This window comes from Erwinia sorbitola (assembly GCF_009738185.1).
GTDB classification, from domain to species: Bacteria; Pseudomonadota; Gammaproteobacteria; order Enterobacterales; family Enterobacteriaceae; genus Erwinia; species Erwinia sorbitola.
In genome coordinates this window covers 1,764,979-1,790,529 of the sequence record NZ_CP046509.1, presented here as the reverse complement: position 1 = coordinate 1,790,529, position 25,551 = coordinate 1,764,979, and the positions used below count along the sequence as shown (strand labels likewise).

14 protein-coding genes are annotated in these 25,551 nt (G+C 57.0%); 6 read left to right on the top strand and 8 right to left on the bottom strand.

The window, feature by feature from the left end; translation table 11 throughout:
- Positions 1-36 precede the first annotated feature (36 nt).
- The 3 genes from ulaA to GN242_RS08015 are packed head-to-tail and all read right to left on the bottom strand — an operon-like array spanning position 37 to position 2,063.
- Positions 37-1,296 (bottom strand): PTS ascorbate transporter subunit IIC, encoded by a 1,260-nt coding sequence (gene ulaA / locus GN242_RS08025; protein ID WP_154751571.1) that lies wholly within the window; start codon positions 1,294-1,296, stop codon positions 37-39.
- Positions 1,297-1,306: 10 nt separating this feature from the next.
- The gene (locus tag GN242_RS08020; protein ID WP_062742735.1) at positions 1,307-1,594 is read right to left on the bottom strand and encodes a PTS sugar transporter subunit IIB; all 288 of its coding nucleotides are present in this window, start codon (positions 1,592-1,594) and stop codon (positions 1,307-1,309) included.
- A gap of 25 nt (positions 1,595-1,619) precedes the next feature.
- Positions 1,620-2,063, bottom strand: a complete 444-nt coding sequence (locus GN242_RS08015; protein ID WP_154751572.1) for a PTS sugar transporter subunit IIA — start codon at positions 2,061-2,063, stop codon at positions 1,620-1,622.
- Positions 2,064-2,766: 703 nt separating this feature from the next.
- Between GN242_RS08015 and GN242_RS08010 the strand changes: the two genes are divergently transcribed.
- From GN242_RS08010 to GN242_RS08000, 3 genes are all read left to right on the top strand, one after another.
- Positions 2,767-3,957 (top strand): LacI family DNA-binding transcriptional regulator, encoded by a 1,191-nt coding sequence (locus tag GN242_RS08010; RefSeq protein ID WP_156287247.1) that lies wholly within the window; start codon positions 2,767-2,769, stop codon positions 3,955-3,957.
- A 60-nt stretch (positions 3,958-4,017) separates the two neighbouring features.
- Positions 4,018-5,475, top strand: a complete 1,458-nt coding sequence (locus tag GN242_RS08005) for an AMP nucleosidase (protein ID WP_156287246.1) — start codon at positions 4,018-4,020, stop codon at positions 5,473-5,475.
- Between the two features lie 217 nt (positions 5,476-5,692).
- The gene (locus tag GN242_RS08000; protein ID WP_154751575.1) at positions 5,693-6,748 is read left to right on the top strand and encodes a 2,3-butanediol dehydrogenase; all 1,056 of its coding nucleotides are present in this window, start codon (positions 5,693-5,695) and stop codon (positions 6,746-6,748) included.
- A 37-nt stretch (positions 6,749-6,785) separates the two neighbouring features.
- Here the strand turns inward: GN242_RS08000 and GN242_RS07995 are convergent, their stop codons facing one another.
- From GN242_RS07995 to GN242_RS07975, 5 genes are all read right to left on the bottom strand, one after another.
- Entirely contained in the window at positions 6,786-7,535 is a 750-nt protein-coding gene (locus GN242_RS07995) for a lipoyl protein ligase domain-containing protein (RefSeq protein ID WP_154751576.1), read from the bottom strand.
- 17 nt (positions 7,536-7,552) lie between these two features.
- Complete coding sequence (locus tag GN242_RS07990) at positions 7,553-9,502, bottom strand: sigma-54-dependent Fis family transcriptional regulator (RefSeq protein WP_156287245.1); 1,950 nt, start codon at positions 9,500-9,502, stop codon at positions 7,553-7,555.
- Positions 9,503-9,719: 217 nt separating this feature from the next.
- The gene (locus GN242_RS07985) at positions 9,720-10,067 is read right to left on the bottom strand and encodes a two pore domain potassium channel family protein (RefSeq protein ID WP_154751577.1); all 348 of its coding nucleotides are present in this window, start codon (positions 10,065-10,067) and stop codon (positions 9,720-9,722) included.
- A gap of 139 nt (positions 10,068-10,206) precedes the next feature.
- Positions 10,207-12,393, bottom strand: a complete 2,187-nt coding sequence (locus tag GN242_RS07980; protein ID WP_156287244.1) for a TonB-dependent siderophore receptor — start codon at positions 12,391-12,393, stop codon at positions 10,207-10,209.
- Positions 12,394-12,839: 446 nt separating this feature from the next.
- Entirely contained in the window at positions 12,840-14,966 is a 2,127-nt protein-coding gene (locus tag GN242_RS07975; protein WP_231617155.1) for a TonB-dependent siderophore receptor, read from the bottom strand.
- A 369-nt stretch (positions 14,967-15,335) separates the two neighbouring features.
- Between GN242_RS07975 and fes the strand changes: the two genes are divergently transcribed.
- The 3 genes from fes to GN242_RS07960 are packed head-to-tail and all read left to right on the top strand — an operon-like array spanning position 15,336 to position 25,498.
- The gene (gene fes / locus GN242_RS07970; protein ID WP_231617143.1) at positions 15,336-16,682 is read left to right on the top strand and encodes an enterochelin esterase; all 1,347 of its coding nucleotides are present in this window, start codon (positions 15,336-15,338) and stop codon (positions 16,680-16,682) included.
- 5 nt (positions 16,683-16,687) lie between these two features.
- Entirely contained in the window at positions 16,688-16,900 is a 213-nt protein-coding gene (locus GN242_RS07965) for an MbtH family protein (protein WP_154751580.1), read from the top strand.
- A 60-nt stretch (positions 16,901-16,960) separates the two neighbouring features.
- On the top strand, positions 16,961-25,498 hold the full coding sequence (locus tag GN242_RS07960; RefSeq protein WP_156287242.1) for a non-ribosomal peptide synthetase: 8,538 nt from the start codon (positions 16,961-16,963) through the stop codon (positions 25,496-25,498).
- The last annotated feature ends 53 nt before the right edge of the window (positions 25,499-25,551 follow it).

The window sequence follows — 25,551 nt, the reverse complement described above, 5'->3', positions numbered from 1 at the left end:
TGAAAACAGAGCGGCCCCTGACTAATTAAGCAACGATTAACGTACAATCAGACCTAAAAGGATACCGACAGCACCGAAATCCGAGTCACTGAAGGTGGTGTTCGCCAGTCCAATACTGCCCAGCACCGGCAGCAGGAACACCGGAATAAAGGTGATCAGCAGGCCATTGGTGAAGGCACCAAGGATGGCGCCACGGCGGCCGCCGGTGGCATTACCGAACACCCCGGCGGCAGCGCCGACGAAGAAGTGCGGCACCACGCCCGGAATGATCACCGTCATATTCAGCGCATACAGCAGGAACATCCCCAGCACCCCGGCGGCAAAGCTGCTCAGAAAGCCCACCAGCACAGCATTGGGTGCATAAGGGAACACCACCGGGCAGTCGAGTGCCGGTTTTGCGTTTGGCACCAGTTTGTCAGAGATCCCCTTAAACGCCGGGACGATTTCGGCAATCACCATCCGCACACCCTGAAGCACAATGTAGACACCGGCAGCAAAGGTGATGGACTGCATCAGCGAGAACATAAACCAGTTTTTACCACCGGCATTCATCTCTTTCACCGTGGACGGGCCTGCTACCAGACAAGTGAAGATAAAGATAAAGAACATGGTAAAGGCGATCGCCACCGGCGTATCACGCAGGAACAGCAGACTTTTCGGCACTTCCATATCTTCGGTAGACTTCTCTTTATTACCGAATTTACTGCCGATCCAGGCGGAAAGTAGCTGAGAGATTGCCGAGAAGTGACCAAAAGCCACATCGTCAGATCCGGTCACCTTCTTCATATACGGATGGATAATCGCCGGGAAAAACACCATCGATACACCAACTACCAGCGAACCTACGGCAATCAGGCTGGCACCTTTCATCCCTGCGGTTGCCAGGATCACCGCAACCATCATCGACATAAACAGCGTGTGATGACCAGTGAGGAAGATATATTTCCATGGTGTAAAGCGGGCAATAGCGATGTTAATCACCATAGCGAAGAACATAATCATCGCCATCTCAGTGCCGAAACTCTTCTGCGCTACAGCAACAATCGCTTCGTTGTTCGGCACGACACCCGGAATACCGAAAGCATGATGGAAGATAGCCGCAAAGTCGCCCAGTGAAGAGACGATCAGTCCGGCCCCTGCCCCGAGGATCAGGAAGCCCATTACGGTTTTCACCGTGCCTTTGATAACTTCAGTGGCCGGTTTTTTCTGCGCCACCAGACCGATTAGCGCTATCAGCCCCACCAGAATAGAGGGTTCGGATAACACATCGCTCATTAAGAAACGGAAAAATTCCATTCTGGCTTCCTTATAATGCGCCGAGTTCGGTCAACGCCGCAGAGATGCGCTCTTTCATCGCCACTTTATCTACCATGTTTTTCAGGGAGACAATCTTGCCACCCACCTGCTGTGCCACCAGCTGCTCGGCAATATCAGAGGTGCCGACGAAAATATCGCTGGCGGTGCCTTTAGCTGAACCAAGATCGACATGGTCAACTTCCGCGTTAACACCCAGTTCTTTAACGATACTTTTAATACTCATTTCCATCATCAGGCTGGTACCGAGACCGTTGCCACATACCACGGTAATTTTCATTGTATTTTCCTTTTCCTGGGGTGAATTAGTAACGTGAAACAATGGATAAAATCTGTTCAACCTCTGTCGCTGCCATCAGCGACGCGGTATCTTCAGGGGTATCGAAAAGATGGGCGAGCGCGGTAATAATGCCGATATGGCTGTTACTGTCGGTCGCGGCCAGCACGATCAGCAGATGTACCGGGTCATTGCCGTCAGAATCAAAATTCACGCCCTCGCGGATCACCGTCAGACTGACGCCCATTTTGTTGGCACCATCTTCAGGACGTGCATGAGGCATAGCGATACCGGGGCCAACGACGTAATATGGACCAATAGCCTCATGCGAGCGGTAAATTGCCTCGACATAGCTGGCTTCAATGGTGCCGTTATCACGCAGTGGCTGACAGGAAAGTGAGACAGCCTCACGCCAGTCAGCGCAGGCAGGGATAATCTGAACAACGTCGGCTGTCAGTAATTCTTTAAGCATTTTAGTGTCACCTCTCTCTAATCGCCCGAGCAGAGTAGTGCGACAACGACCGGATTAATGTGATGAGCATCTAAAAAGATAACGCTAACTGTTATAACTATCATTAATTGTGATCGGCTTATCATCAGCCGGAGAATAAGTTGTTGCCGGAAGCCTGTCGCGGCAAACTGACTGGGTCAGGCATGCCTGACCCCTACAGGGATCGGAAGCGCTAACAACACAGTATCAACGGCGCTGCAGGGGCGAGGCATGACGGGAACTGGATGCGCCAACGACTCAATATCAACGGCACTGTAGGGGCGAGGCATGCCTCGCCCGCCATAACGGGAACTGGATGCGCCAACGACTCAATATCCACGGCGCTGCAGGGGCGAGGCATGCCTGACCCCTACAGGGATCGGAAGCGCTAACAACACAGTATCAACGGCGCTGCAGGGGCGAGGCATGCCTCGCCCGCCATGACGGGAACTGAATGCGCCAACGACTCAATATCCACGGCGCTGCAGGGGCGAGGCATGCCTCGCCCGCCATGACGGGAACTGGATGCGCCAACGACTCAATATCCACGGCGCTGTAGGGGCGAGGCATGCCTCGCCCGCCATGACGGAAACGGGATGCGCCAACGACTCAATATCCACGGCGCTGTAGGGGCGAGGCATGCCTCGCCCGCCACCGTGGAATCAAAAAATCAGGAGAAACCAGAATGCGCAAGCGTCGCAGTAGTGGTCGGGTGACGCTACAGGATGTGGCCGATTACGTCGGCGTTGGGGCCATGACCGTGTCGCGCGTAATGCGCACACCTGAGCTGGTTTCTGAAAAAGTCCGCAGTAAAGTGGAACAGGCCGCCCGCGCACTCGGCTATGAGGCCAGCCCGGAGGCCAGTGAACTGGCAGCCCAGAGCGGTACGCGCGTAACACTTCAGGATGTTGCCCGCCATGCAGGCGTCGGACCGATGACGGTTTCACGCGCATTACGTGATCCGAGCCAGGTGTCTGATGCCTCATTAAAGAAGATTCAGCAGGCTGTTATCACTCTCGGCTACGTGCCCAATCAGGCCGCTGCCACGCTGGCCTCATCCCAGCTGCATACGGTAGCGGTGCTCTATCCCTTTCAGCATGACCGCGCCAGCACCCGTTTTGTTCAGGCATTGCAACAAACCCTGAGTAAACAGCCTTTTCAGCTGATTATGGCCTGTCATGAATACCATCAGTACGGTGAAACGCCGCTGGTAGAGAAACTACTGCAACACCGCCCTTCGGCGCTGGTGCTTTTTGGTGCGCAGCTGTCAAAAAAGACCTGCGACCTGATTGAGTCCGCAGAACTGGTAACGGTAAATGTCTGCGGCGCAGAGCGTTTTTCTGCTGATATCATCCTCGATATTGCCATCAACGACGCCGCCGAACGGCTGACCACACATCTGCTGGACAAAGGCTACCGCCGGATTGCTTTTATTGGTGCGCAGACTGATAACCGCCTGCACAAGCAGCAGCTTAACGGCTGGCATAAAGCGATGATGGCGCACTATCAAAATGCCGATCTGATGATTACCGTTCCCGATGCGCCCAGCTTAGAGTTTGGCCGCTATGCTTTGGGCCAGCTGCTGCAAAATCAGCCGGATCTGGATGCAATTATCTGTAGCCATGAGGAGATAGCCTTCGGCGTGCTTTCGGAGTGCCAGCGGCGGCTGCTCAAAGTTCCCTACGATATGGCGGTGGCATGCCTCGACGGTTCAGCCAATTGCGATCACACCTTTCCGGCGCTGACCTCAATGCGCCTTAATTACGAAAAGCTCGGCCATCAGGTGGGTCAGCGCCTGATGGCAATGCTAGATGATGCCCCACAGCCGCTGGAAGAGCAGGTAAAATTCAGCCTTGAGCCGGGTGCCAGCAGCTAATTATGGTGTTATCTTCAGTAAATCTGTAAGACAAACGTGCACACGATTCAAGGAGATAACATGACTTACCCCGTAGCACGATCCCTGACCGTCACTGAGGCGCTCGACAGCCTGGAAAACCATTACAACGCGGCGGTAGAAGCCCTGCGCGACGCCATTAACGCCTTTGTTGCTGATGGCAGCCTGCCCGATGCGACACAGCGTGCAGCAGGTCTGTTTGTCTATCCGCAGCTGCGCGTTAGCTGGAACGGCATCGCACCTTCACAACGTCTTACCCGTGCCTTTGGACGCTTTACCCGCGCCGGAAACTACAGCACCACCATCACCCGCCCGGCACTGCTGCGCCACTATCTCAGCGAGCAGCTGTCAATACTGACCAGCGAATATCAGGTGCAGATCGATGTGCTGCCGTCAGAGCAGGAGATCCCGTTTCCCTATGTGATCGACGGCTCCAGCCTGGCCCTGGATCGCAGCATGAGTGCCGGTATTGCCCAGCATTTTCCTACCACTGAACTGTCGCAGATTGGCGATGAAAATGCTGACGGCCTGCTGCCCCCGGGGGAGACTTTCCCGCTCTCGCACTTTGATGCCCTGCGCACCGATTTTTCGCTGGCACGTCTGCGCCATTACACCGGCACCCCGGTAGAAGATTTCCAGCCCTACGTGCTTTTCACTAATTACACGCGTTACGTCGATGAGTTTGTACTGTGGGCCTGCGCACAGATTGCTGACCCGGACTCGCCTTACCAGGCACTCTCCTGCGCAGGTGGCATCACGATCACTGGCGATACACCGCACCCGGAGCAGACGGTTTCCGATCTGGCGTGGAAAAAGCATCAGATGCCCGCCTGGCACCTGATCGCCAAAGATGGCCAGGGGATTACGCTGGTTAATATCGGCGTTGGCCCGTCAAATGCCAAAACTATCTGTGATCACCTCGCGGTGCTGCGCCCCCATGCATGGCTGATGATCGGCCACTGCGGCGGGCTGCGCGAAAGTCAGAGCATTGGTGACTATGTGCTGGCACACGCCTATCTGCGCGACGATCATGTACTGGATGCGGTACTGCCGCCTGATATTCCTATTCCAAGTATTGCTGAAGTGCAGCGTGCGCTGTATGACGCCACCAAACTGGTAAGCGGAATGCCGGGAGAAGCGGTTAAAGAGCGCCTCCGCACCGGCACGGTGGTTACTACCGACGACCGCAACTGGGAGCTACGCTATTCTGCTTCTGCGCTGCGCTTTAATCTCAGTCGCGCCGTGGCGGTGGATATGGAGAGCGCGACCATTGCCGCACAGGGTTATCGCTTCCGCGTTCCTTACGGCACCCTGCTCTGCGTCTCCGATAAGCCATTGCACGGTGAAATTAAACTACCGGGCCAGGCAAACCGCTTCTATGAAGGGGCGATTTCCGAACACTTACAGATTGGCATTCGCGCCATTGACCTGCTGCGTGCCGAAGGCGACCGCCTGCATTCACGCAAGCTGCGCACCTTTAACGAACCGCCTTTCCGCTAGCCCCACCTGTGACACCTGTCACTGATACAGGTGTCACATTTTATGCTCTTTTCATCGTTCCTGTAACAGAAATTTAAGTTTAATACTTATAAATCAATGAATTAAATAAACAATTCATTCTGGCATGCTTTTCGCAATATGCAGCCCTGAGTTCCTGCACCGGCCACAATGTATGTGGTAATGGACAGGTTTTTGACCAATCTCAAGGGAAAAGAAGATGAAAGCAGCACGTTGGTATAAAGCACATGACATTCGCATCGACGATATCGAAGAACCTCAGGTTTCCGCAGGCAAAGTAAAAATCAAAGTAGCCTGGACCGGCATCTGCGGCAGCGACCTGCATGAATATCTTGCTGGACCGATCTTTGTCCCTGTAGATAAGCCTCATAAAATCAGCCACGATATTGCCCCAATTGTGATGGGACATGAATTTTCCGGTGAGGTGGTGGAAGTTGGCACCGGCGTCACTAAGTTCAAAGCTGGCGACCGCGTAGTCGTTGAACCGATTCTCGCCTGTCGCGAGTGCGAAGCCTGCCGTGAAGGCAAATATAACCTGTGTGGCGACCTCGGTTTCCATGGCCTGTCCGGTGGTGGCGGCGGATTCTCTTCCTTTACCATGGTTGACGAGCATATGGTTCATCGTATGCCGGACGGCCTCTCTTACGAACAGGGCGCGCTGGTTGAGCCTGCCGCTGTGGCGCTGCACGCCGTACGCATGAGCAAGCTGAAAGCCGGAGATAAAGCAGCGGTATTTGGCGCTGGCCCGATTGGGCTACTGGTGATCGAAGCACTGCGCGCGGCGGGCGCTTCAGAGATTTACGTGGTGGAACTGTCCCCGCAGCGCGCTGAAAAAGCCCGCGAACTGGGCGCTAACGTGGTGATTGATCCCAGCAAGCAGGACGCCGTAGAGACTATCCGTGAGTTGAGCAAGGGTGGTGTGGATGTTGCTTTCGAAGTGACCGGCGTGCCGGTAGTGCTGAAACAGTGTATCGACAGCACCCGTTACGAAGGCGAAACCATCATTGTGTCGATCTGGGAAGGCGAAGCGTCATTCCATCCGAATAAAGTCGTACTGGCAGAACGTAACGTAAAAGGCATCATCGCCTACCGTCACATTTTCCCGGCGGTTATGGAGCTGATGACTCAGGGCTATTTCCAGGCCGAAAAGCTGGTTACCAAACGCATTGAATTAGACGATCTGGTAACAGAAGGTTTTGAAGCGCTGGTGAAAGAGAAAAATCAGGTGAAGATCCTGGTGCGTCCACCGCAATAATCCCACGCTAATACCATGGGCGAGGCTGGCCTCGCCCCTATTGTAAACGCGCAATCAGCGCATCAATAACCTCATCACACAAACCGCTACTCCCTGCCGGCAGCATCTGCGCCACACTCACCGTTTTCGACGCCTGATAACAGTGCCCGCTGCCCAGTATCGCCTCAAACTGATTAGCCAGCCGGTGTGCCGCCGTGAGATCACAATCCACCAGCAGCACCGCATGCGCCAGCACCACATGGCGGCGCGGCGCATCCGCCTCACCCGGGATCGCCCGCCAGTATTGGGCCGTTCCGGCGATCTTACGCGCCTGCCGACCTTCGCCACAGGCAAGATTAAAACGCCCGTCACAGAACGAACCCTCCACCGCCTGCCAGCCAGTAACGACGCCGAGACTGCGCAGCGCATCGCTTAATATGCCGCACAGGTAACGGTATACATCCTCTGCCGCCTCACCAAAAGTGCGTTCGATGGGCCAGGCGAGGCTGAGATTAATAATCCCCGGCCCCTGCGGCACCAGCCCGCCGCCGGACTTGCGTAAAAATACCGGACACCCGGCAGCAGCATACTGTGCCCTCACTTTATCCAGGTTGCTGAAACGTTTATAGCTTGAGGGCACCACCAGCGACTGTGGCCCATGCCAGATCTGCGCCACCTTGCGGCCTGCGGCAGCCAGGGTAAACAGCCCGTCTTCCGCCACGGCCGGGTCAGGGCAGAATAGCAATCGCCCGTGGGGGAGTGAAAACGGGCCGTTTCCGGCCACCGGGGTTTTGACTTTTATTATCATTGCTCTCCGTGGCCCTGCTATGCGGGCAGAGTATTTGGAGACTGAATACCGTAGCGCTGCATACGGCGATAGAGTGTCATACGGCTGATCCCCATCTGGCGCGCTACCGCGCTGTGGTTCCAGCGTGCAGCGTGCAGAGACGCCATCAGCCGCTGCGCCTCCTCCGGCAGTGCCTGTTCAGTTAGCGCGCCCTCCTGCGCCAGCGTCACAGGAGCTGTTGTTCCGATTCCCTCCGGCAGATCCGCACTTTCAATCCGTTCACCTTCAAACATCGCCACGGCATAATCCAGCGCGTTACTCAGCTCCCGCAGGTTACCCGGCCAGCCATGCTGGTGCAGACACTGGCGGGCCGCCTGCGACAGCGACGCTTTTCCCGCCAGCATCTTATCAATTAACCAGTCGAGATCGCTGCGGCTGCGCAGCGCGGGCAGAGTAATACGCGCCCCCTGTAAACGATAGAACAGGTCAGCGCGGAAACGCCCCTGCTCCACCAGCTGATCCAGCACATGATGAGATGCTGAAATCACGCGAATATTAACCGCCACCGGACGTGAAGCCCCGACCGGCAACACCTCCTGCTCGGCAAGTACACGCAGCAGTCGCGTCTGCATCTCCAGCGGCATATCACCAATTTCATCAAGGAACAGCGTGCCGCCGTCCGCTTCCTGGATCAGGCCGCGTCGTGCCTTATTTCCGGCCCCGGAGAAACTTCCCGGCAGATGACCAAACAGTACGCTTTCGATCAGCGTCGGAGGAATAGCGGCACAGTTCAGCGCAATAAACGGCTGGGAGCTGCGCTCGCCGGACTGATGAAACGCGCGGGCAAAATACTCTTTCCCACTACCGGTTTCCCCCTGAACCACCACATGCAGCGGCGCATTCAGCAGCCGTGCAGCGCGCTGTAGCTGCTGCTGCAATGCCGGATCGCCGCCATTCAGTGCCGCCAGCGGCGCAGGTAAAAGTTGCGCTGAGGTATTGATCACCGGACGTTCAGGGAGCCTTGCAGGCTGCACCGCCGTCACATACAGCCGTTCGCCGCTGTTCACGCGCTCCAGCGTACCCTGACGCCCGCTGGCGCTGGCCAGCCAGTCCGGCAGGCTGTTAATTGAGGTATTAAAAAGCTGTTCGATGGGCATCCCGAGCAAGCTACTGCGCCCGTGCGGTGACGCAGCTTCAATGCCAAGCTCCTGCTCCAGCATACGCTGTGCGCGGTGGTTATGGCCGATGAGGCGGCCACGGGCATCAAAAGCGATCAGGTAATCCGGGCTGACTTCGACAAATGGAGATGCCGGGCTGAGTTTCAGCACCCAGTCAGTGCGATGACGATGCTCAAACCAGGCATTTTCAATCTGATGGGCATGCAGCCGGGCAAGCTGTAATGCCAGCTGCTGACCGGATTTTGGCTGCGGCGAGGTGAGCGCGGAGATATCCAGAATAGCGTTGAGCTGCCCCTGCGGATCGAACAGCGGCACCGCCGAACAGGAGAGCGCAATATGAGTAGCGTCAAAATGGTCATTGTGATGCACGGTCAGCGCTTTTCCGGTTGCCAGCGCCGTACCTACCGCACAGGTTCCCGCCCAGGCTTCCGACCACTGTGCGCCGAGGAACAGTCCGGCGCGGCGCAGGCTGATTTCAGCGCTCTCATCGCCCAGATAATCCACCGTCACACCCTGCGCATCGGTCAGTAATACGACATAGCCTGCGGGAGCTATCTGCTGGTACAGCGCGCTCAGGCCATGCCGGGCAATACGGCGAAACTCTTCCAGATGCTCGCGGTGCTCGCGCAGCTCATGCCAGGGCAGAATATGCGCCGCCTGCATCCGGCTGGGATCCAGACCATAGCGTTCAACGCACCGCTGCCATGAGTCCCGAATCGCCTGATCGTGCTGACACACTGCCCGATGCTGCGCATTATCGCTGACGCTGGCTACTACCGTGGCAATGTGTTCGCGCTGGCTTTGATTCACGACAATCTCCTGTGGAACATACGGAATAGTGACCTTCTGGCTGTCACACTACGCCTGTCAGCCATAAAGCGATATTTTTTAACAGACGCATAGCTGAAACAAGTTTTTCACGGTGTAACAGGGCATTCTGTGATCGCGCGCATGAAACTGTGGCGGTCAGCCCCGGCCTGCGCGGCAGAGGCTGACGATAACTGTATCAGTGCACTGTTATTTGAGGTTACGCCTCATCATCGAGGTGAAATTTATGTACCAGGCGATGCGCAACTGGAGCCAGCACCATGCCGAGCGTGGTCATAAAGACGAAGCTGGTAAACATGCCGTAAATAGCGAAAAATACTTTTCCGGCGAGATTTTGTGGCACGAGATAAGGGCCGATTCCATTGGCGATAAAGGCGCTGTTCAGCGTCGCATCGTGCCAGGTGATATCGGTATCGAAAAGCATATGGCCCGCCATGCCTGCCAGCAGGGTGATCATCACCAGCAGTACCGCTCCTCCGAAATGTAATAACAGGCGTTTTAAAAAATCCCTGAAGGGAAGCAGCGGCATATTACGCGACTCATACATTTTCTCTCTCCTTTGATGATAAATCCTGCGGTCAGTTCGCCCCCCTATCTTAGAGAGATTTAACTAAAAAAATAGCCACCCTCATGGAGTGGCTAACAGCAGAAAATATTCCCCGTCACAACCGGGCCGGGCCGTACGCTTACCAGCGGTAATCTACGGAAGCCACCACGCTGCGCCCGGTACCATAGAAACAGGCGTAGGCGTTGCTACAGTTTGATACATAGTGCTTATCTGCCAGGTTTTGCACATTAAGCTGAAGTTTTGCTCCCTTCAGGGAAGGCACCGCCTGCCCCAGCTCATAGCTCGCCATGGCGTCATACAGCGTAAAGCTCGGAACATCGTACTCACCGATACTGTCCGCCGGGGATTTACCGACATAGCGCACACCGCTGCCAAGCGTAAAGCCATTCAGCGGGCCGCTGAGGAAGCTGTAACTGCCCCATGCCGATGCAGAATGGGTTGGTACACCGGCCGGACTATGGCCGCGCTCCTGTTCTTTGGTCGTCTCTTTGGTGACAACATCAGTGTAGGTATAAGCGGCAGTGAATTTGATTTCCGGCACCGGCTGCGCGTGCAGCTCCGCTTCGAATCCTTTCGAGTTAACCTTGCCTGTCTGCTCATAGAACTGAGTAGTGGAGTTCAGGGTTGTCACGTTTTTCTGATTGATATCAAACAGCGATAACGTCAGCGCCGTATTGCTGCCTGCCGGCTGATATTTAATGCCAAGCTCGGTCTGCTCTCCGGTGGTCGGTTTCAGCGGATCGGCACCCGGCGCGCTGGCCTGTAAGGTGGGTTCGAAAGAGGTGCTGTAGCTGATATACGGCGACAATCCGTTATCAAAGGCATACAGCAGACCTGCACGCCCCGTAAACTGATTATCGTTGTAGGTCTCATCGCTGCCATCACCGGTATAGGAGACCGTATGCACCTGCGACCAGTCATGACGCCCGGATAACAGCAGGTTCCACTGCTGCCACTCCAGCTGATCCTGTAAGTAAACACCGACCTGATTCAGGGTCTTCTGAGTATCGGAAGAGAGCAGCAGCTTGCTTTCATCAATATCAATATGGACAGGATTGGTCCAGTCCAGCTCGTAATCCCCTGAGCGATCGCGCCACAGCTTACTGTTAACGTGACTGTAACGATAATCCAGCCCGCCAAGCAGAGTGTGCTCCACGCTGCCGGTACTGATCAGCCCTTTTAACTGGTTATCCACGCCCATCTCATTGGTCAGCACCTTATCATGTTGCGGGATACGCGTGATGGTGTGGTCGTTTGCACCCGTGGCGTTATACACCAGATATTTATACTCTTCCTGGCGGTGGCTGTAGCGCAGGTTCTGTTTAAACGACAGCGCCTCGTTAAAGTTGTGTTCCAGCTCATAGCCGATGGATGTCTGCTCACGGGTGGAGCGATTGAAATTGGTTTCGCTGACGTTAAAGTCATAAGGCACATAGCCTGCACTGGTGCTGAACAACGTTCCGGCGCGCGGATAGAAGTTACGGGCGCCCGCTTCCGGCTCGTACTGATAACTGGTCAGCAGGGTGAACGTGGTGTCTTCGCTGGCAAGCCAGGTGATCGCCGGAGCAATCGCCATGCGCTGCTGTTTATTGCCCTTCACAAATTCATGTTTGGTAAAGGCGATACCGTTCAGTCGATAAAACAGCGTGTTGTCATCATCCAGCTTGCCGCCAAAATCAAACGCTGCTTCCGCGAGATGCTGATTACCCGTACTCAGTTTAACTTCATGAATACTCTCGGCCGTCGGGCGCTTGCTGGTCATCACCACCAGGCCACCAGGGCTGACCTGGCCGTATAAGACGCCCGCCGGGCCGTGTACCATCTCCACGCGCTCCATCAGCCACGGATCCAACTGCCCTGACCCACCGCTGGAGCTGGAAAGACCATAGTGCAGGCCGTCCAGCAGTTTTGGCGCGTAACGGAAGCCCCGGCTGATAATTTCGTCGTTACGGTTAGAGTTACCGCGATAGTTTGTGACCACCCCGCTGGTGTAGCTCAGGGCATCAGACACTGAAGCTGCCGCCTGATCGTCCATCTGGTCGCGGGTGACGACCGAAATCGATTGCGGCGTTTTTCGCAGTGGCGTTGGCGTTTTGGTACCAGACGCGCTCTCTTTCGCCACAATGCCGGCGTTGCGTGCGGTCACGCTTTCCGACGTTTCCGCCGTTACGGTCAGGGTATCGTCACCGGCCGACTGAGCCACAGGCGCGGCCAGCAGCGAGGAAGCCAGCAGCAGGCGTAAAGCGTAAGGCCCGGAGGGTAATGCCACGCCAGGTCGTGCCTGGGTTTTTATCTTATTCACCATATTGTGTTATCTCGTCTGAAACAGCCTTGTCTACGAAAACCGATAAAGCCCGCCAACCCATTAGCTTTGCTGATTGGCACTGGCTGACATACGCAATGGCACGGATCGTCTGCGTCCGCACGCATTCTCCCTCAGCTAAAAAAAACCTTACTAAATGCAGAGTTACAGCTTTATCCAGCTAAGTTGCGCTGCATATTAATGCAAATGTAAATCACTCTCAATAACATTTGCATTAGCATTTTTAAACTCAGAAATGACTGGTACAGATAAGGGAAAGTAACAATATGTAAACAAAGAAGAAATGGCGTGTCTTGAGTAACGCCTGGAGGTAGCTGACTGGAGTGGTAAAACAGAAAAAAAATAGCCACCCCGGCGAGGGTGGCTAAAGGATGATAATAACGCTGTACAATAATGATGATGTTTAAATAAGAATATACACTACCCGTTTACCAACGGTAGTTTACCGATGCTACGAAGGTACGGCCTGCGCCGTAGAAGCACGCCCACTGACCCGCACAGGATGAAACATAGTGTTTATCCGTCAGGTTCTGCACGTTAAATTGCAGGGTGGTTCCCTTCAGAACCGGAACGGCCTGGCCAAGTTCATACTTCACCATTGCGTCATACAGGGTGTAATGCGGTACATAGTATTCACCGATATCATCGCCCGGTGCCCGACCGATGTAACGCACACCCGTACCCACAGTCAGACCGTTCAGCTCACCGTGCAGGAAGCTGTAGCTGGCCCAGGCAGAAGCCGCATGACGTGGGATCGCGTTCGGGCTGTGACCAACCTTAGCCTCATCTGTCGAACGTTTAGTCACTACATCGGTGTAAGTATAGGCTGCGATCAGCTTGATTTCCGGCGTTGGCTGCGCATGGATCTCGGTTTCAACCCCTTTCGAGTTGACCTTACCAATCTGCTCGTAGGCATTGACCAGACGGTTATAAGAGCTGACGTTCTTCTGGTTAATATCAAACAAGGAGACGGTCATCATCGCGTTGACCCCCACTGGCTGATATTTCACCCCAATTTCGGTCTGCTCACCGGTCGTCGGTTTCAGCGGATCGGCACCTGGTGCAGCCTGTTCAAGCACTGGCTCAAACGAGGTGCTGTAGCTGACATACGGTGAAATGCCGTTATCGAAAGCGTAGAGCAGCCCGGCACGGCCAGTAAACTTGCTGTCGTTATAGGTGATATCAGATCCACCCGGTGTAAAGTCCTGGTTTCTTACCTGCGACCAGTCATTACGGCCAGAGAGCAGCAGGTTCCAGTTATTCCACTCCAGCTGATCCTGTACATACACGCCGTACTGATTCAGGGTTTTTTTGTTATCAGTTGCCAGCTCTAACAGACTTTCGTCAACGTCAACATGGCTCGGATTAGTCCAGTCCATCGGATAACTGCTGCCGTAGTCACGGTACATTTTGCTGTTGATATGGGAGTAACGGTAATCAAAACCACCCAGCACCGTATGCTCCACAGCACCGGTATTAAACAGCGCCTTCAGCTGGTTATCGACGTTAAACTCGTTGGTCATCGCCGTTTCATGCTGCGCCATACGCGTCATGGTACGATCGCCATCATCCACGTTATAAACCAGATATTTATAGTTCTCGTTGCGGTGGCTGTAACGCAGATTTTGAGTAAATGATATCGCCTCATTAAAGCTGTGTTCCAGGCTGTAGCCGATGGAGGTCTGCTGACGCTTTGACTTGGCAAAATCGGAGTCGCTGACATTAAGATCGTAAGGCACATAGCCCGCAGCGGTTGGATAGAGCGTACCGGCACGCGGCAGGAAGTTACGTGAACCGGCTTTCGGATCATCCTGATAGCTGGTTAACAGCGTAAAGCTGGTATCTTCGTTTGGCAGCCAGGTAATAGCAGGGGCGATGGCCATACGCTGCTGTTTGCTGTCTCTCACAAACTCGTTTTTGGTGCTGGCAAGGCCGTTCAGGCGATAGAACAGCGTATTGTCATCGTTCAGCTTACCGCCGAAATCGAAGGCCGCTTCGCCGTAGTGTTTATTACCCGTACTGAGCTGCACTTCATGAATGCTTTCTGCCGTCGGGCGTTTGCTGGTCATCAGCACCAGCCCACCCGGGCTGACCTGGCCATAGAGCACCGATGCCGGGCCGTGAACAATTTCAACGCGCTCCAGCAGCCACGGATCCAGCTGCCCGGCACCGCCGTTGGAGCTGGAAAGGCCGAAGTGCAAACCATCCAGCAGTTTTGGTGCGTAGCGGAAGCCACGGCTGATCACTTCATCGTTACGGTTGGAGTTACCGCGATAGGTTGTCACCACACCGCTGGAGTAACTCAGCGCGTCCGCGACGGAGTGAGCATCCTGATCATCCATCTGCTCGCGGGTGACCACTGAAATAGATTGCGGAGTTTTACGCAATGGCGTGGCGGTTTTGGTGCCTGAAGCACTCTCTTTTGCCACGATCCCTTTGGTAGGCGCGGTAACGCTCTCCTGGGTTTCTGCGGTGACCGTCAGCGTATTATCGTTATCGCTGGCCGCCTGTGCGGCGGGCATGATAAATAACGCTGACGCCAGTAATAAACGCATGGTGTGTTGGTCAGAAAATGCTGCAATACCTGGTTGTGACTGTTTTTTAATCTTATTAAACATGTGCTGTTATCCCGTCTGAACAGACTTGCCGATAAAAAAAACCGTTAAACCCTGCCAATTCATTAGATGCACTGATTGGCTGGAGCCCAGTTTAAGAATCACGTTCGCCACTCCTCTCGTCGATTCTTCCCACCCCCCTAAGAAACCCCTTATTTACTTACAACTTATGGGCCCATTAGAAAGTTGTGCCGCATCTTATTGCAAATGCAAACTATTCTCAATAGTATTTGCATTAGCGCCGTTTACTGTAAGATGAATTAAAGTCTCTCCATTTAAGTAATTAAATGTAAATAAAGGAAAATTATCGTGACAATACGGCACAAAATATGGCCGCTACGTCAGCCAGCAGGCACTGCATCACAGCGGCTGGCGGCCGATAACGTGGGAGAAGAAGCCTGGTGGCAGCAAATGGCACAGGATGGCACCCCGCTGGTGGAAGCCTGTAACGCAGGAATCGTTAAAATGAGCTTTTTCTGGCGCGATCCGGCTGGGGATGAAAACCATTCAGCGCTGCGTCAGGTGTATGTGGATATCAACTGTGTCACCGATCACCACAGCCCTCAGCCCCAGAGCCTGCAACGCCTGCCGGGTACCGATGTCTGGCACTGGTCAACGGAGATTGATGAACACTGGCGCGGCAGCTACAGCCTGATTCCGGTGACTGCCGATCGGCTGCCGCCTGCTTTCAGTAGCGATGACGACACACGCCGTAAGCAACAGCGCGAATGGTGGATTTCACTGTTCCCGCTGGCGATTGCCGATCCGTTAAATCGCAGTAATGCCCATCTTAACAGCCGTGGTCATGCCCTCTCTGCCGCCCATATGCCCGCCGCGCCCGATCAATCCGCGTGGCACGCGCTGGACAGCGGCCAGGCCATTCAGCCAGACAGCCACCAGCTTCAACAGTTTACCTGGAACAGCACACTCCTCGGCAATCAGCGCCGTATCTGGCTCTACACCACCGGCAGCAGCTCAACGCCGCAAGAGCGCCCGCTGGTAATTTTGCTCGATGGTCAGAACTGGGTCAGCGGTCAGCCGTTATTCTCCGCGCTGTGTGCCGAAACCGACAGCGGCCACCTTCCTGCCGCCTGTTGGCTGTTTATTGATGTGATTAACGGCGAGTGGCGTGAAAAAGAGCTGCCGTGCAATGCCCGCTTCTGGCAGGCGGTACAGGAGGAGCTGCTGCCGCTGGCCCGCAGCCGGGCTGAATTTAGTGAGCTGGGCGACCGCACCGTTGTTGCCGGGCAGAGCTACGGCGGCCTGGCGGCCATGTATGCCGGGCTGCACTGGCCTGAGCGCTTTGGCCGCATCCTCAGCCAGTCCGGCTCGTTCTGGTGGCCAAATTTCCGCCTGGTAACCCATTTTTCTGAGTCCGGAGAGCATGAGATGGGCTGGCTCACCGGCCAGGTCATCAACGGCGAACTGCCCGCAGGCCGCTTAAAAATCTTCCAGGAAGCTGGCGATCGCGAAGGCGATATGGCCTGGGTTAACCAACAGATACGCCAGGCGCTGCTCCCCGTCGGGCACGATATCAATTTCCGTATTTTCTCCGGCGGGCACGATGCCCTGTGCTGGCGCGGCGGGCTGCTGGACGGCTTACGCTGGCTGCTGGCCGACTTTAACTCTCCTCCATTCTCTGGCAAGAACAGGTAATAACCATGACTGAACAACAAAACCCCTTTGATGATGAAAGCCTCGACTTCCTGGTACTGCTTAATGCGCGCCAGCAATACAGCCTCTGGCCAGCGTTTTCGGACGTCCCTGCCGGGTGGCAGAGCGTCGCTGGTCCGCAAACCCGCGCCGAATGCATCAGTTACATCGAAGAAAACTGGCAGGATATGCGTCCCGCCGGGCTGAAAACAGCCGGTTAATCCGACGCTGACATTACCGAACATTCTCTTTTTTTCGATTTGCCGACAGGAATTGCCACCGTGTCAGAAGCTCAGATCAAGCCTGAAATAGAGGCTGAATTTACCGAATATCCTCTGGTTGCCGCGCAGCCGGGTATCTGGATTGCCGATCAGATCGCCCATCAGAAAAACACTTTTGCCGTTGCTCACTACAGTGAACTGCATGGCGATATTGACTGCCAGATGCTGGATGCCGCCATCCGCCAGGCAATGTCAGAAGCGGACACCGTACAGGCGACGTTCTGCCTGGCCGAAGACGGCAGCGCCGTGCAGCGGCTACCCCATGCGCGTACGCCAGAACAGGTACAGCCTGTTGAATGGGTAGATTTCAGCCAGCGCAACGATGGTTTGCAGGCGGCGCACCAGATGATGCAGGCCGACCTGGCCGCCGATCTGCCTGCCGACGGTGAGCGCCCGCTCTACCGCCAGCTGATGATCCGCGTCAGTGAAGATCGCTGGTTCTGGTATCAGCGCTATCACCATCTGATGCTTGACGGCTTCAGCTTTGAAGCCCTGACACGTCGCGTGGCAGCCATATATCAGTCACTGCGCAAGGGTGATTTGCCCTCACCGTCACCGTTTATCTCGTTTGGTGAAGTGGTCGCAGAGTACCAGGCCTGGCAGCATTCACCCGCCTGCGAGCGAGCGGCGCTGTTCTGGCAGCAGCATGGTGAAAACTATCCAACGGCTATCTCACTCTCCAGTGAGTCCTTTAGCGGCAGCAGCAGTGCGCCTCTCAAACAGCAGGTGACGTTACCCCCGGCACTGCTGGCGGCGCTGGCTCACCAGTCCGGTATGCAGGAGAGCGCTCCGGCAGAAATTGCCAGCGCCCTGCTGGTAGCGTATCTGGCGCGCATCAGCGGTGAGTCACGCCTGAGCATCGGCTTCCCGTTTATGCGACGTATGGGTTCCGCCGCGCTGGCCGCCACGGGTCCGGTCGTAAACGTCCTCCCGCTGCTGCTGAATATTGCAGAGACCATGACGCTGGCCGAAATCAGCCAGACGTTGCAAAACGAGATCAAGCTGGTGCGCCGCCATCAGCGCTACGAAGCTGAACAGCTGCGCCGCGATCTTGGCATGGTAGGCAGCAGCCAGTCGCTGTATGGCCCGGTGATTAACCTTAAGGTCTACCACGATAGCCTGACGTTTGACGGTATTGATGCTATCAGCCATACGCTGGCAATGGGCCCGGTGGACGATCTGGAGTTTGAAATCGGCTTCCAGCTCGGGCAACTCCAGGTGACACTGGTGGCCAATAGCGAAAAATATGACGCGCAGACTCTGGCCTGGCACGGCGAACGTATTGCTTTCCTGGCGGAACAGCTGGCGCAGCAGCCGCAGCGACCGCTGGCATCGCTGGCGCTGATTGCCGACGATGAGCAGCAGCAGATCGCCAGCTGGTCGCAGGGGATCAGCGTGACGCCACCGCAAGGTGCCGTCTCTATTCTGGCTATGTTGCAGCGTCAGACAGAGGCCCGGCCGGACGCCGTGGCCGTAGCATGCGGTGAAATCAGCCTCACTTACGGTCAGCTCTCGGCCCGGGCCATGCAGCTGGCACGTGAGCTGATAGCACGCGGCCTCGGCGCGGAAGATGTGGTGGCTATCGGTATTCCGCGCTCCGTTGACTCGCTGGTGGCAATCTTCGGCGTACTGGCGAGCGGAGCTGCCTATATGCCGCTCGATCTCGACTATCCGCGTGAACGCCTGGCGCTGATGTGCGATGACGCGCAGCCTCAGCTTATTCTGACCCACAGCAGCACCGTCGCTCAGATGCCCGAGGGCAACTGTCTCTGTATTGATGAGGCCGCCATGCGCGCCGCCTGTGATGCACATGCAGCGACCCCGGTCAGCGACAGCGAGCGCCGCGTCGCCCAGCGCGGTGAGCACCTCGCCTATATGATCTACACCTCTGGCTCCACCGGACGCCCGAAAGGGGTCATGAGCACCCACGCCGGACTGCTGAACCTGTTCCTCTCCCATCAGGCCAATCTGTTCGGCCCGGCGATTGAGAAATTCCACCGCAGCCATCCCCGCCGGATGCGCACCGGTCACACCGCTTCCTTCTCGTTCGACTCCTCATGGGAACCGCTGTTCTGCATGATGATGGGCTGCGAGCTGAATATTTTTGATGAAGAGCTAAGGCGCGATGCCTGGGCTCTGTTGCAGAAGATGAAACAGGTACCGGTTGATTTACTGGATATCACCCCATCCTTCTTCTCACAGATGATTGATGCCGGACTGTTTGAGCCAGAAAGCCACCGCCCGGCGTTTGTGATGATCGGCGGTGAAGCCGCCACCCCTACCCTGTGGAAACTGATGCAGCAGCACCCGGAGCTGGAGATCCATAACTACTATGGCCCCTCCGAATACACCATCGATACCCTGGGAGCCAGCGTGATGGTCTCTGACCAGCCGGTGATTGGCCGCCCGGTGGGCAACACCCGGGTATGGCTGCTGGACAGCAAACTGCGCCCGGTTCCGGTAGGCTGCGTTGGCGAACTCTATATTTCTGGTACCGGGATTGCCCGTGGCTACCTGCGCCGCCCCGATCTGACCGCCGCACGCTTTGTGGCAAACCCGTTCCTTGAGGGCGAGGTAATGTACCGCAGCGGCGATCTGATGCGCTGGCGCAGCGATGGCCAGCTGGCATTTATCGGCCGCGTCGATCACCAGATCAAAGTACGTGGTTTCCGTATTGAACTGGGCGAAGTGGAAAATGCGCTGGTGGCACTGGACGAAGTGAGTACCGCCGTGGTGATTGCCCAGCCTATCGGTGCCACCAATCGCCTGATCGGCTACTGCTCCGTCAGTGATGATGCCCTGCGCGCCGACGACCAGCTGTCCGCTAAACTGCTGGCAAAACTGGCGGTGACCCTGCCCGACTATATGGTTCCGGCCATCCTGGTGGTGATGGATGAGCTGCCGCTGAACGTCAACGGTAAAATTGATCGTCAGGCGCTGCCTGAACCGCAGCAGATGGCGTTTAAACCGGGTCGTGAACCGGATGGCCCGCAGGAAACGCTGATCTGCCAGGCGATCGCCGACCTGTTAGGGATGGAGCGCGTCGGCGCTGACGATGACTTCTTTGCACTGGGCGGCGACAGTATCTCCGCCATGGGGCTGGGTACCGCCGCCCGACGCGCCGGTTATCTGCTGCGCCCCCGCGATATCTTCGCCCAGCGCACCCCGGCACGCATGGCGCAAAATATGCAGCCGCTGATCTCAGGCACGTCGATCAACAAAGTTAAACAGCACGGTGCGATTAGCGGACTGCCCATCCTGCACTGGTTTAACCAACATGGCGGAATTAACCAGCGTTTCGCCCACGGCGTATATCTTCAGGTGCCGGCGCAGTTGCAGCGCCCCCAGCTTGAACAGGCGCTGACCGCATTGAGCAGCGCCCACCCGGCTCTGGCTGCGTTTACCCGCGACGGACAGCTGGTCGTGGGTGAACCCCGCCCTGCCGGATTTACCCGCTGGGTTGAGACTCAACCTCTGCATGATGCGCCTGAAGCCTGCGCAGAAGATGCCTTTGATGCCGCAGTGACACGCCTCGACCCGGCAAACGGCGTGATGATGCAGGCGACCCTGCTTCAGCATAATCAACAGAGCTTTGGCCTGGTGCTGGTGATCCACCACCTGGTAGTGGATGGCGTTTCGTGGCGTGTGTTACTGGAGGAGCTGCGTCAGGCAGCGGAAGCGGCTATCAGCGGTACCCCGCTGACCCTGCCGCCGGAAGAAACTTCGTTACATGACTGGTCTGCCGCGCTGTTAAGCAACGTCTCGCACCGTGCCGCTGAACTGCCGTTCTGGCAAAGTATGTTACAGCCTGCGGTACCGCGACTCGGCCAGCGAGCGCTGCACGCGCAGGACATTCACAGCGCGCTGAAAGAGAAGCGCACCCTGCTTGACGGCAGCCAGACTCAGGCGCTGCTCACCACCCTGCCGCAGCAGTTCCGCGCCAGCGTGGAAGAGACGCTGCTGTGTGCACTGTCGCTGGCGCTCATCGACCGCTTTAAGGTCAGTCAGCTGCGCTACACCCTCGAATCTCACGGCCGCGCCGAGCTGACGGGCGATTATGACCTGGCCCGTACCATCGGCTGGCTGACCGCCGAATATCCGCTGCTGGTGACACTGGATCAAGGCGATACCGGCAGTCTGCGCGATGCGCTGCGGGCAGTGAAAAGCGTGCTGCGGGCAGTACCGGATCGCGGCGTGGGCTATGGTCAGCTGCGTTATCTCGATGCGGTTCGTGCCCCTCAGCTACAGCCGCTGGCGCAGCAGCACGCGCCGGAAGTGCTGTTCAACTACCTCGGGCGTTTCAGTGCGGGGGATGGCCTCTGGACGCCACAGCGCACGCGTAAACATTTCCGCGATGCCTTTGCGGTATATCAGTCTCCGGAGATGCCACAGCTGCACGGCCTGGAGATCAATATCTTTGTGGATGAGTCCGGAGAGCAGCCACAGCTGGCGATCAACTGGGGCTGGCTCAATGGGGTATTCAGCGAAGAAGATATCGATGCCCTGCATCAGGCGCTGGCTGCCGCCAGCGATGCACTAAGTGATTTCGCCCGTCGCCATCCTCAGCAGGCAGCGGATACCTTAGTCGCGGCGGAAGTCGCTATTGACGGCGTCAGCCAGCAGGACGTGGTGCAGCTGGGCAAGCGTCACGGCCCGCTGGCCGCAGTATTGCCGCTGCTGCCGCTGCAAAAAGGACTGCTGTTCCATGCTGCAACTGCCGACAACAGCGGCAGCTATAACTCACTGACGCGCCTTACCTTTAGCGGCGCACTTGATGAAAACCGCCTGCGTGCAGCGCTGGATGCCGTCGTGCGCCACCATCCGCAGCTGGCGGCACGTTTTGACAGCGAACAGGCGTTACAGCCATTGCAGCTGATCCCGGTATTGCCAGCGGAACAACACCTCTGGATGCTGGATCGCCAGCAGCTGCCTGCGATGTCAGCCACTGAAGAAGCCGCAGCGCTGCTGGCGCTGGAGAAAAATGAGCTGGCGCGGGATCTGTTCAGTCAGCCGGTAATGCTGCATGCGCTGCTGGTGCAGCATGCTGACAGTGCCCGCTTTACGCTGATGCTCAATGCTCATCACCTGGTAGTGGACGGCTGGTCTACGCCGGTGATCTTAGGCGATCTGTTTAGCGCGCTGTATCACGGCCCGCAGTCGCTGACCCCGCACCGTTTCAGCTACGCAGATATTGTCCGTCAGCTGACCGCTCGTGATGCCAATGTTTCGCGCCAGCTGTGGCAGCAGGTATTGCAGGATGCACGCCCGACGCTACTGTTTGGCGATGCAGCACACAACGGGCCAGTTCACGACCTCGATCTGGTACTGGATCCGGAACTGGAACGCGGCCTGCTGGCACTGTGCCGCAGCCGTGGGCTGACGCTGAACAGCGTGATGCAGGGTATCTGGGGGATGCAGCTGGCGATTGAAAGCGGCCATCAGGATGTGGTGTTTGGATCCCCGGTCTCCGGGCGCTTCGGACAGATCGATGGTCAGGAACATCACCCGGGCCTGTTCAGTAACACCCTGCCGGTACGCATACGCTTTGACAGTCAGCGTCCGCTGCTGGAGCAGCTCGCCGACCATCAGGCACAGCAGATTCAGCTAATCGAACATGACGACCTTGGCCTGGGCGAGATCCAGCAGCTGGCGGGCAGCGGCACGCTGTTTGATACCCTGCTGGTGGTGGAGAACTATCCGGACAACGCCGATCTGTTGCAGGGCCATAACGGGCTGCGCTGCGACCAGATCAGCAACCGGGGTTACACCCACTATCCGCTGACCCTGCTGGTACTGCCCGGCGAACGTCTGCATCTGCTGATGGAGTATCGCGATGCGGTGCCGCATCCGCAGCGCTTTGCTGACCGCCTGCTGATGCTGCTGGCACAGCTGGTGGCTCAACCCGATCTGCCGCTGGCACGCTGGCAGCTGCAAACGCCTGATGAACAGGCGCTGATTGCCAGCATTAACAACACCGCTTACCCGGTGGCAGCAGGAACCTTGCAGGGGGCGATTGAGCAGCAGGTTAAGCGTACACCTGACGCACTGGCGCTGCTGGACGCCGAACACCGTCTGACCTACCGTCAGATGCAGCAGCAGGCGCGTTTGCTCGCCGACCGCCTGATTGCCGCCGGGGTAAAACCGGGCGATATCGTCGCCGTCGCCCTGCCGCGTTCGGTGCGCCTCAGCCTGGCACTGACCGCCATTCTTCAGGCCGGTGCGGCCTGGCTGCCGCTGGATACTGGCTATCCGGATGACCGTCTCGGCTATATGGTAGCTGATGCCCGTCCGCGTCTGATTATCAGCGAAAGTTCGTTAGCCGCGCGCTTTGCGGAAATGGGGCCAATTCTGGCCTTTGACCAGCTGGAAGATGCCAGCCGCCAGCCGCAGCACCCGCTGCCCGCCGCCGACTCACAGCGCCCGGCCTATGTGCTCTACACTTCCGGCTCTACCGGGCGGCCGAAAGGCGTCGTCGTGGGCCAGCAGGCGATCGTTAACCGCCTGTGGTGGATGCAGGATGAGTATCCGATGGACGCAACGGATGTGGTATTGCAGAAAACACCATGTAGTTTTGACGTCTCCGTCTGGGAGTTCTTCTGGCCGCTGATGGTCGGTTCTCAGCTGCTGATGGCCCCGCCGGAAGCCCATCGCGATCCGGATGCCCTGGTGCAGCTGATCGAAGATTATTCCGTGACCACCATGCACTTTGTGCCTTCGATGCTCGCAGCCTGGGTTACGGCACTGGAGAGCCGCGACGGCAGCGATAAAGGCTGCCATAGCCTGCAACGTGTATTCTGTAGCGGTGAAGCGCTCTCCTGCGATCTGGCAGCCAGCTATGAGGCGCTGATCGACGCTCCGTTGCATAACCTGTACGGCCCGACCGAAGCAGCGGTGGATGTTACCTATCATCCTGCCAGCGGTGAAAGCTTACAGCAGTGCCACGGTGCAGGCGTGCCGATTGGTTACCCGGTGTGGAATACCGAGCTGCGTATCCTTGACGGACTGCTGCGCCCGGTTCCCCCTGGCGTGGCAGGGGATCTCTACCTGTGCGGCGTACAGCTGGCCGAGGGCTATCTGTATCGTGCTGACCTGACCTCACAGCGCTTTGTTGCCGACCCGTTTGCCGACGGTGAGCGGATGTACCGCACCGGAGATATCGCCCGCTGGCTGGAAAACGGTGCCGTTGAGTACCTTGGACGCAGCGACGATCAGCTGAAAATTCGCGGTCAGCGTATTGAGCTGGGCGAAATCGAGCAGGCGCTGTTAACCCTTGAGGGGGTGGCGCAAACCGTGGTGGCCGCCCGCGAACTGGGCAGCGTAACGACAGCAGGTGCCGATGCCCGTCAGCTGGTTGCCTGGCTGATTGCCCAGCCCGGCATGGAGCTGGACACTGCGGTGGTGCATCAGCAGCTGGCGCAGCGCCTACCGGCACATATGCTGCCGGTAAGCTACGTGCTGACCGACCACTTCCCGCTAAGTGCTAATGGCAAGCTGGATCGTAAGGCGCTGCCATCGCCGCAGGTAGCACAATCCGCAGGCCGTCTGCCGCAAAGCCACCATGAACAGCTGCTGGCTGCGCTGTTCTCCAGCCTGCTGGCTCGCGATACCGTGTATGCCGACGACGACTTCTTTGCGCTGGGAGGCCACTCTCTGCTGGCGATGCGCCTGGCTGCGGAGTTGCGCCGTCGCCTGGAGCAGCCGCTCTCTATCGGGCAGATAATGGCGGCACGCAGCGTGGAAAATATGGCACGTCTGCTGGATGACAGCGCCAGCGGCGTTAACGCAGAGAGCCGTGCCAACGGTGAAAGCCTGCCGTTCCGCAGCGGCAAAGGGCCAACGCTGTTCTGTATTCATCCGGCTTCCGGCTTTGCGTGGCAGTACTCCGGCATGATGCGCCATCTGGGGGGTAATTTCCCGATTGTTGGCCTTCAGTCACCGCGACCTGACGGGGTGATTGCTGCCTGTGCCAGCGTGGACGACATGTGCGATCGTCATCTGGCGACACTGCGCGCTATTCAACCGCAGGGGCCTTATCATCTGCTGGGTTATTCACTGGGAGGCACCCTCGCCCAGGGCATTGCAGCACGTCTGCAACAGCAGGGCGAGCAGGTGAAATTCCTCGGCCTGCTGGATACCTATCCGCCGGAAGGTCAGGACTGGACCAGCCCGTCAGAAGAGGATGCACGTGCAGAAGTGGCGCGGGAGGAGGCTGAATTTATGGCAACCACCGACGATGACGCGCTGCTGCTGGAAGAGAAAGCCGCAATGTTCAGTACTATTGTCGCCAACTACGCGGATGCAGTGCTGCGTCTCAGTACCGCCACTACCCCGCGTTTCGAGGGAGAGGCCACGCTGTTTGTGGCAAAAAATACCCTGCCGGAAGGCATGGATGTGCAGGAGAGCTGGGCACCCTATATCCGGCAGCTGCACGTGCATGAGCTGGCGTGTGAGCATATGGATATCCTGTCACCGGAAACACTGGTCACACTGGGGCCATTACTGGCCGGGCTGATGGAGGAGTGTAAGGATTTAGCGTAACGCGAGGGGCCGGATATCTCCGGCCCTGTCTCTTCTGAATCGGGCGAAGCATA

Coding starts and splice junctions, on each gene's coding strand:
- GN242_RS08000 (WP_154751575.1), top strand. CDS start 5,693: ATGAAAGCAGCACGTTGGTATAAAGCACATGACATTCGCATCGACGAT.
- GN242_RS08015 (WP_154751572.1), bottom strand. CDS start 2,063: ATGCTTAAAGAATTACTGACAGCCGACGTTGTTCAGATTATCCCTGCC.
- GN242_RS07980 (WP_156287244.1), bottom strand. CDS start 12,393: ATGGTGAATAAGATAAAAACCCAGGCACGACCTGGCGTGGCATTACCC.
- GN242_RS07975 (WP_231617155.1), bottom strand. CDS start 14,966: ATGCGTTTATTACTGGCGTCAGCGTTATTTATCATGCCCGCCGCACAG.
- GN242_RS07985 (WP_154751577.1), bottom strand. CDS start 10,067: ATGTATGAGTCGCGTAATATGCCGCTGCTTCCCTTCAGGGATTTTTTA.
- GN242_RS08005 (WP_156287246.1), top strand. CDS start 4,018: ATGACTTACCCCGTAGCACGATCCCTGACCGTCACTGAGGCGCTCGAC.
- ulaA (WP_154751571.1), bottom strand. CDS start 1,296: ATGGAATTTTTCCGTTTCTTAATGAGCGATGTGTTATCCGAACCCTCT.
- GN242_RS07965 (WP_154751580.1), top strand. CDS start 16,688: ATGACTGAACAACAAAACCCCTTTGATGATGAAAGCCTCGACTTCCTG.
- GN242_RS07995 (WP_154751576.1), bottom strand. CDS start 7,535: ATGATAATAAAAGTCAAAACCCCGGTGGCCGGAAACGGCCCGTTTTCA.
- GN242_RS08010 (WP_156287247.1), top strand. CDS start 2,767: ATGCGCAAGCGTCGCAGTAGTGGTCGGGTGACGCTACAGGATGTGGCC.
- GN242_RS08020 (WP_062742735.1), bottom strand. CDS start 1,594: ATGAAAATTACCGTGGTATGTGGCAACGGTCTCGGTACCAGCCTGATG.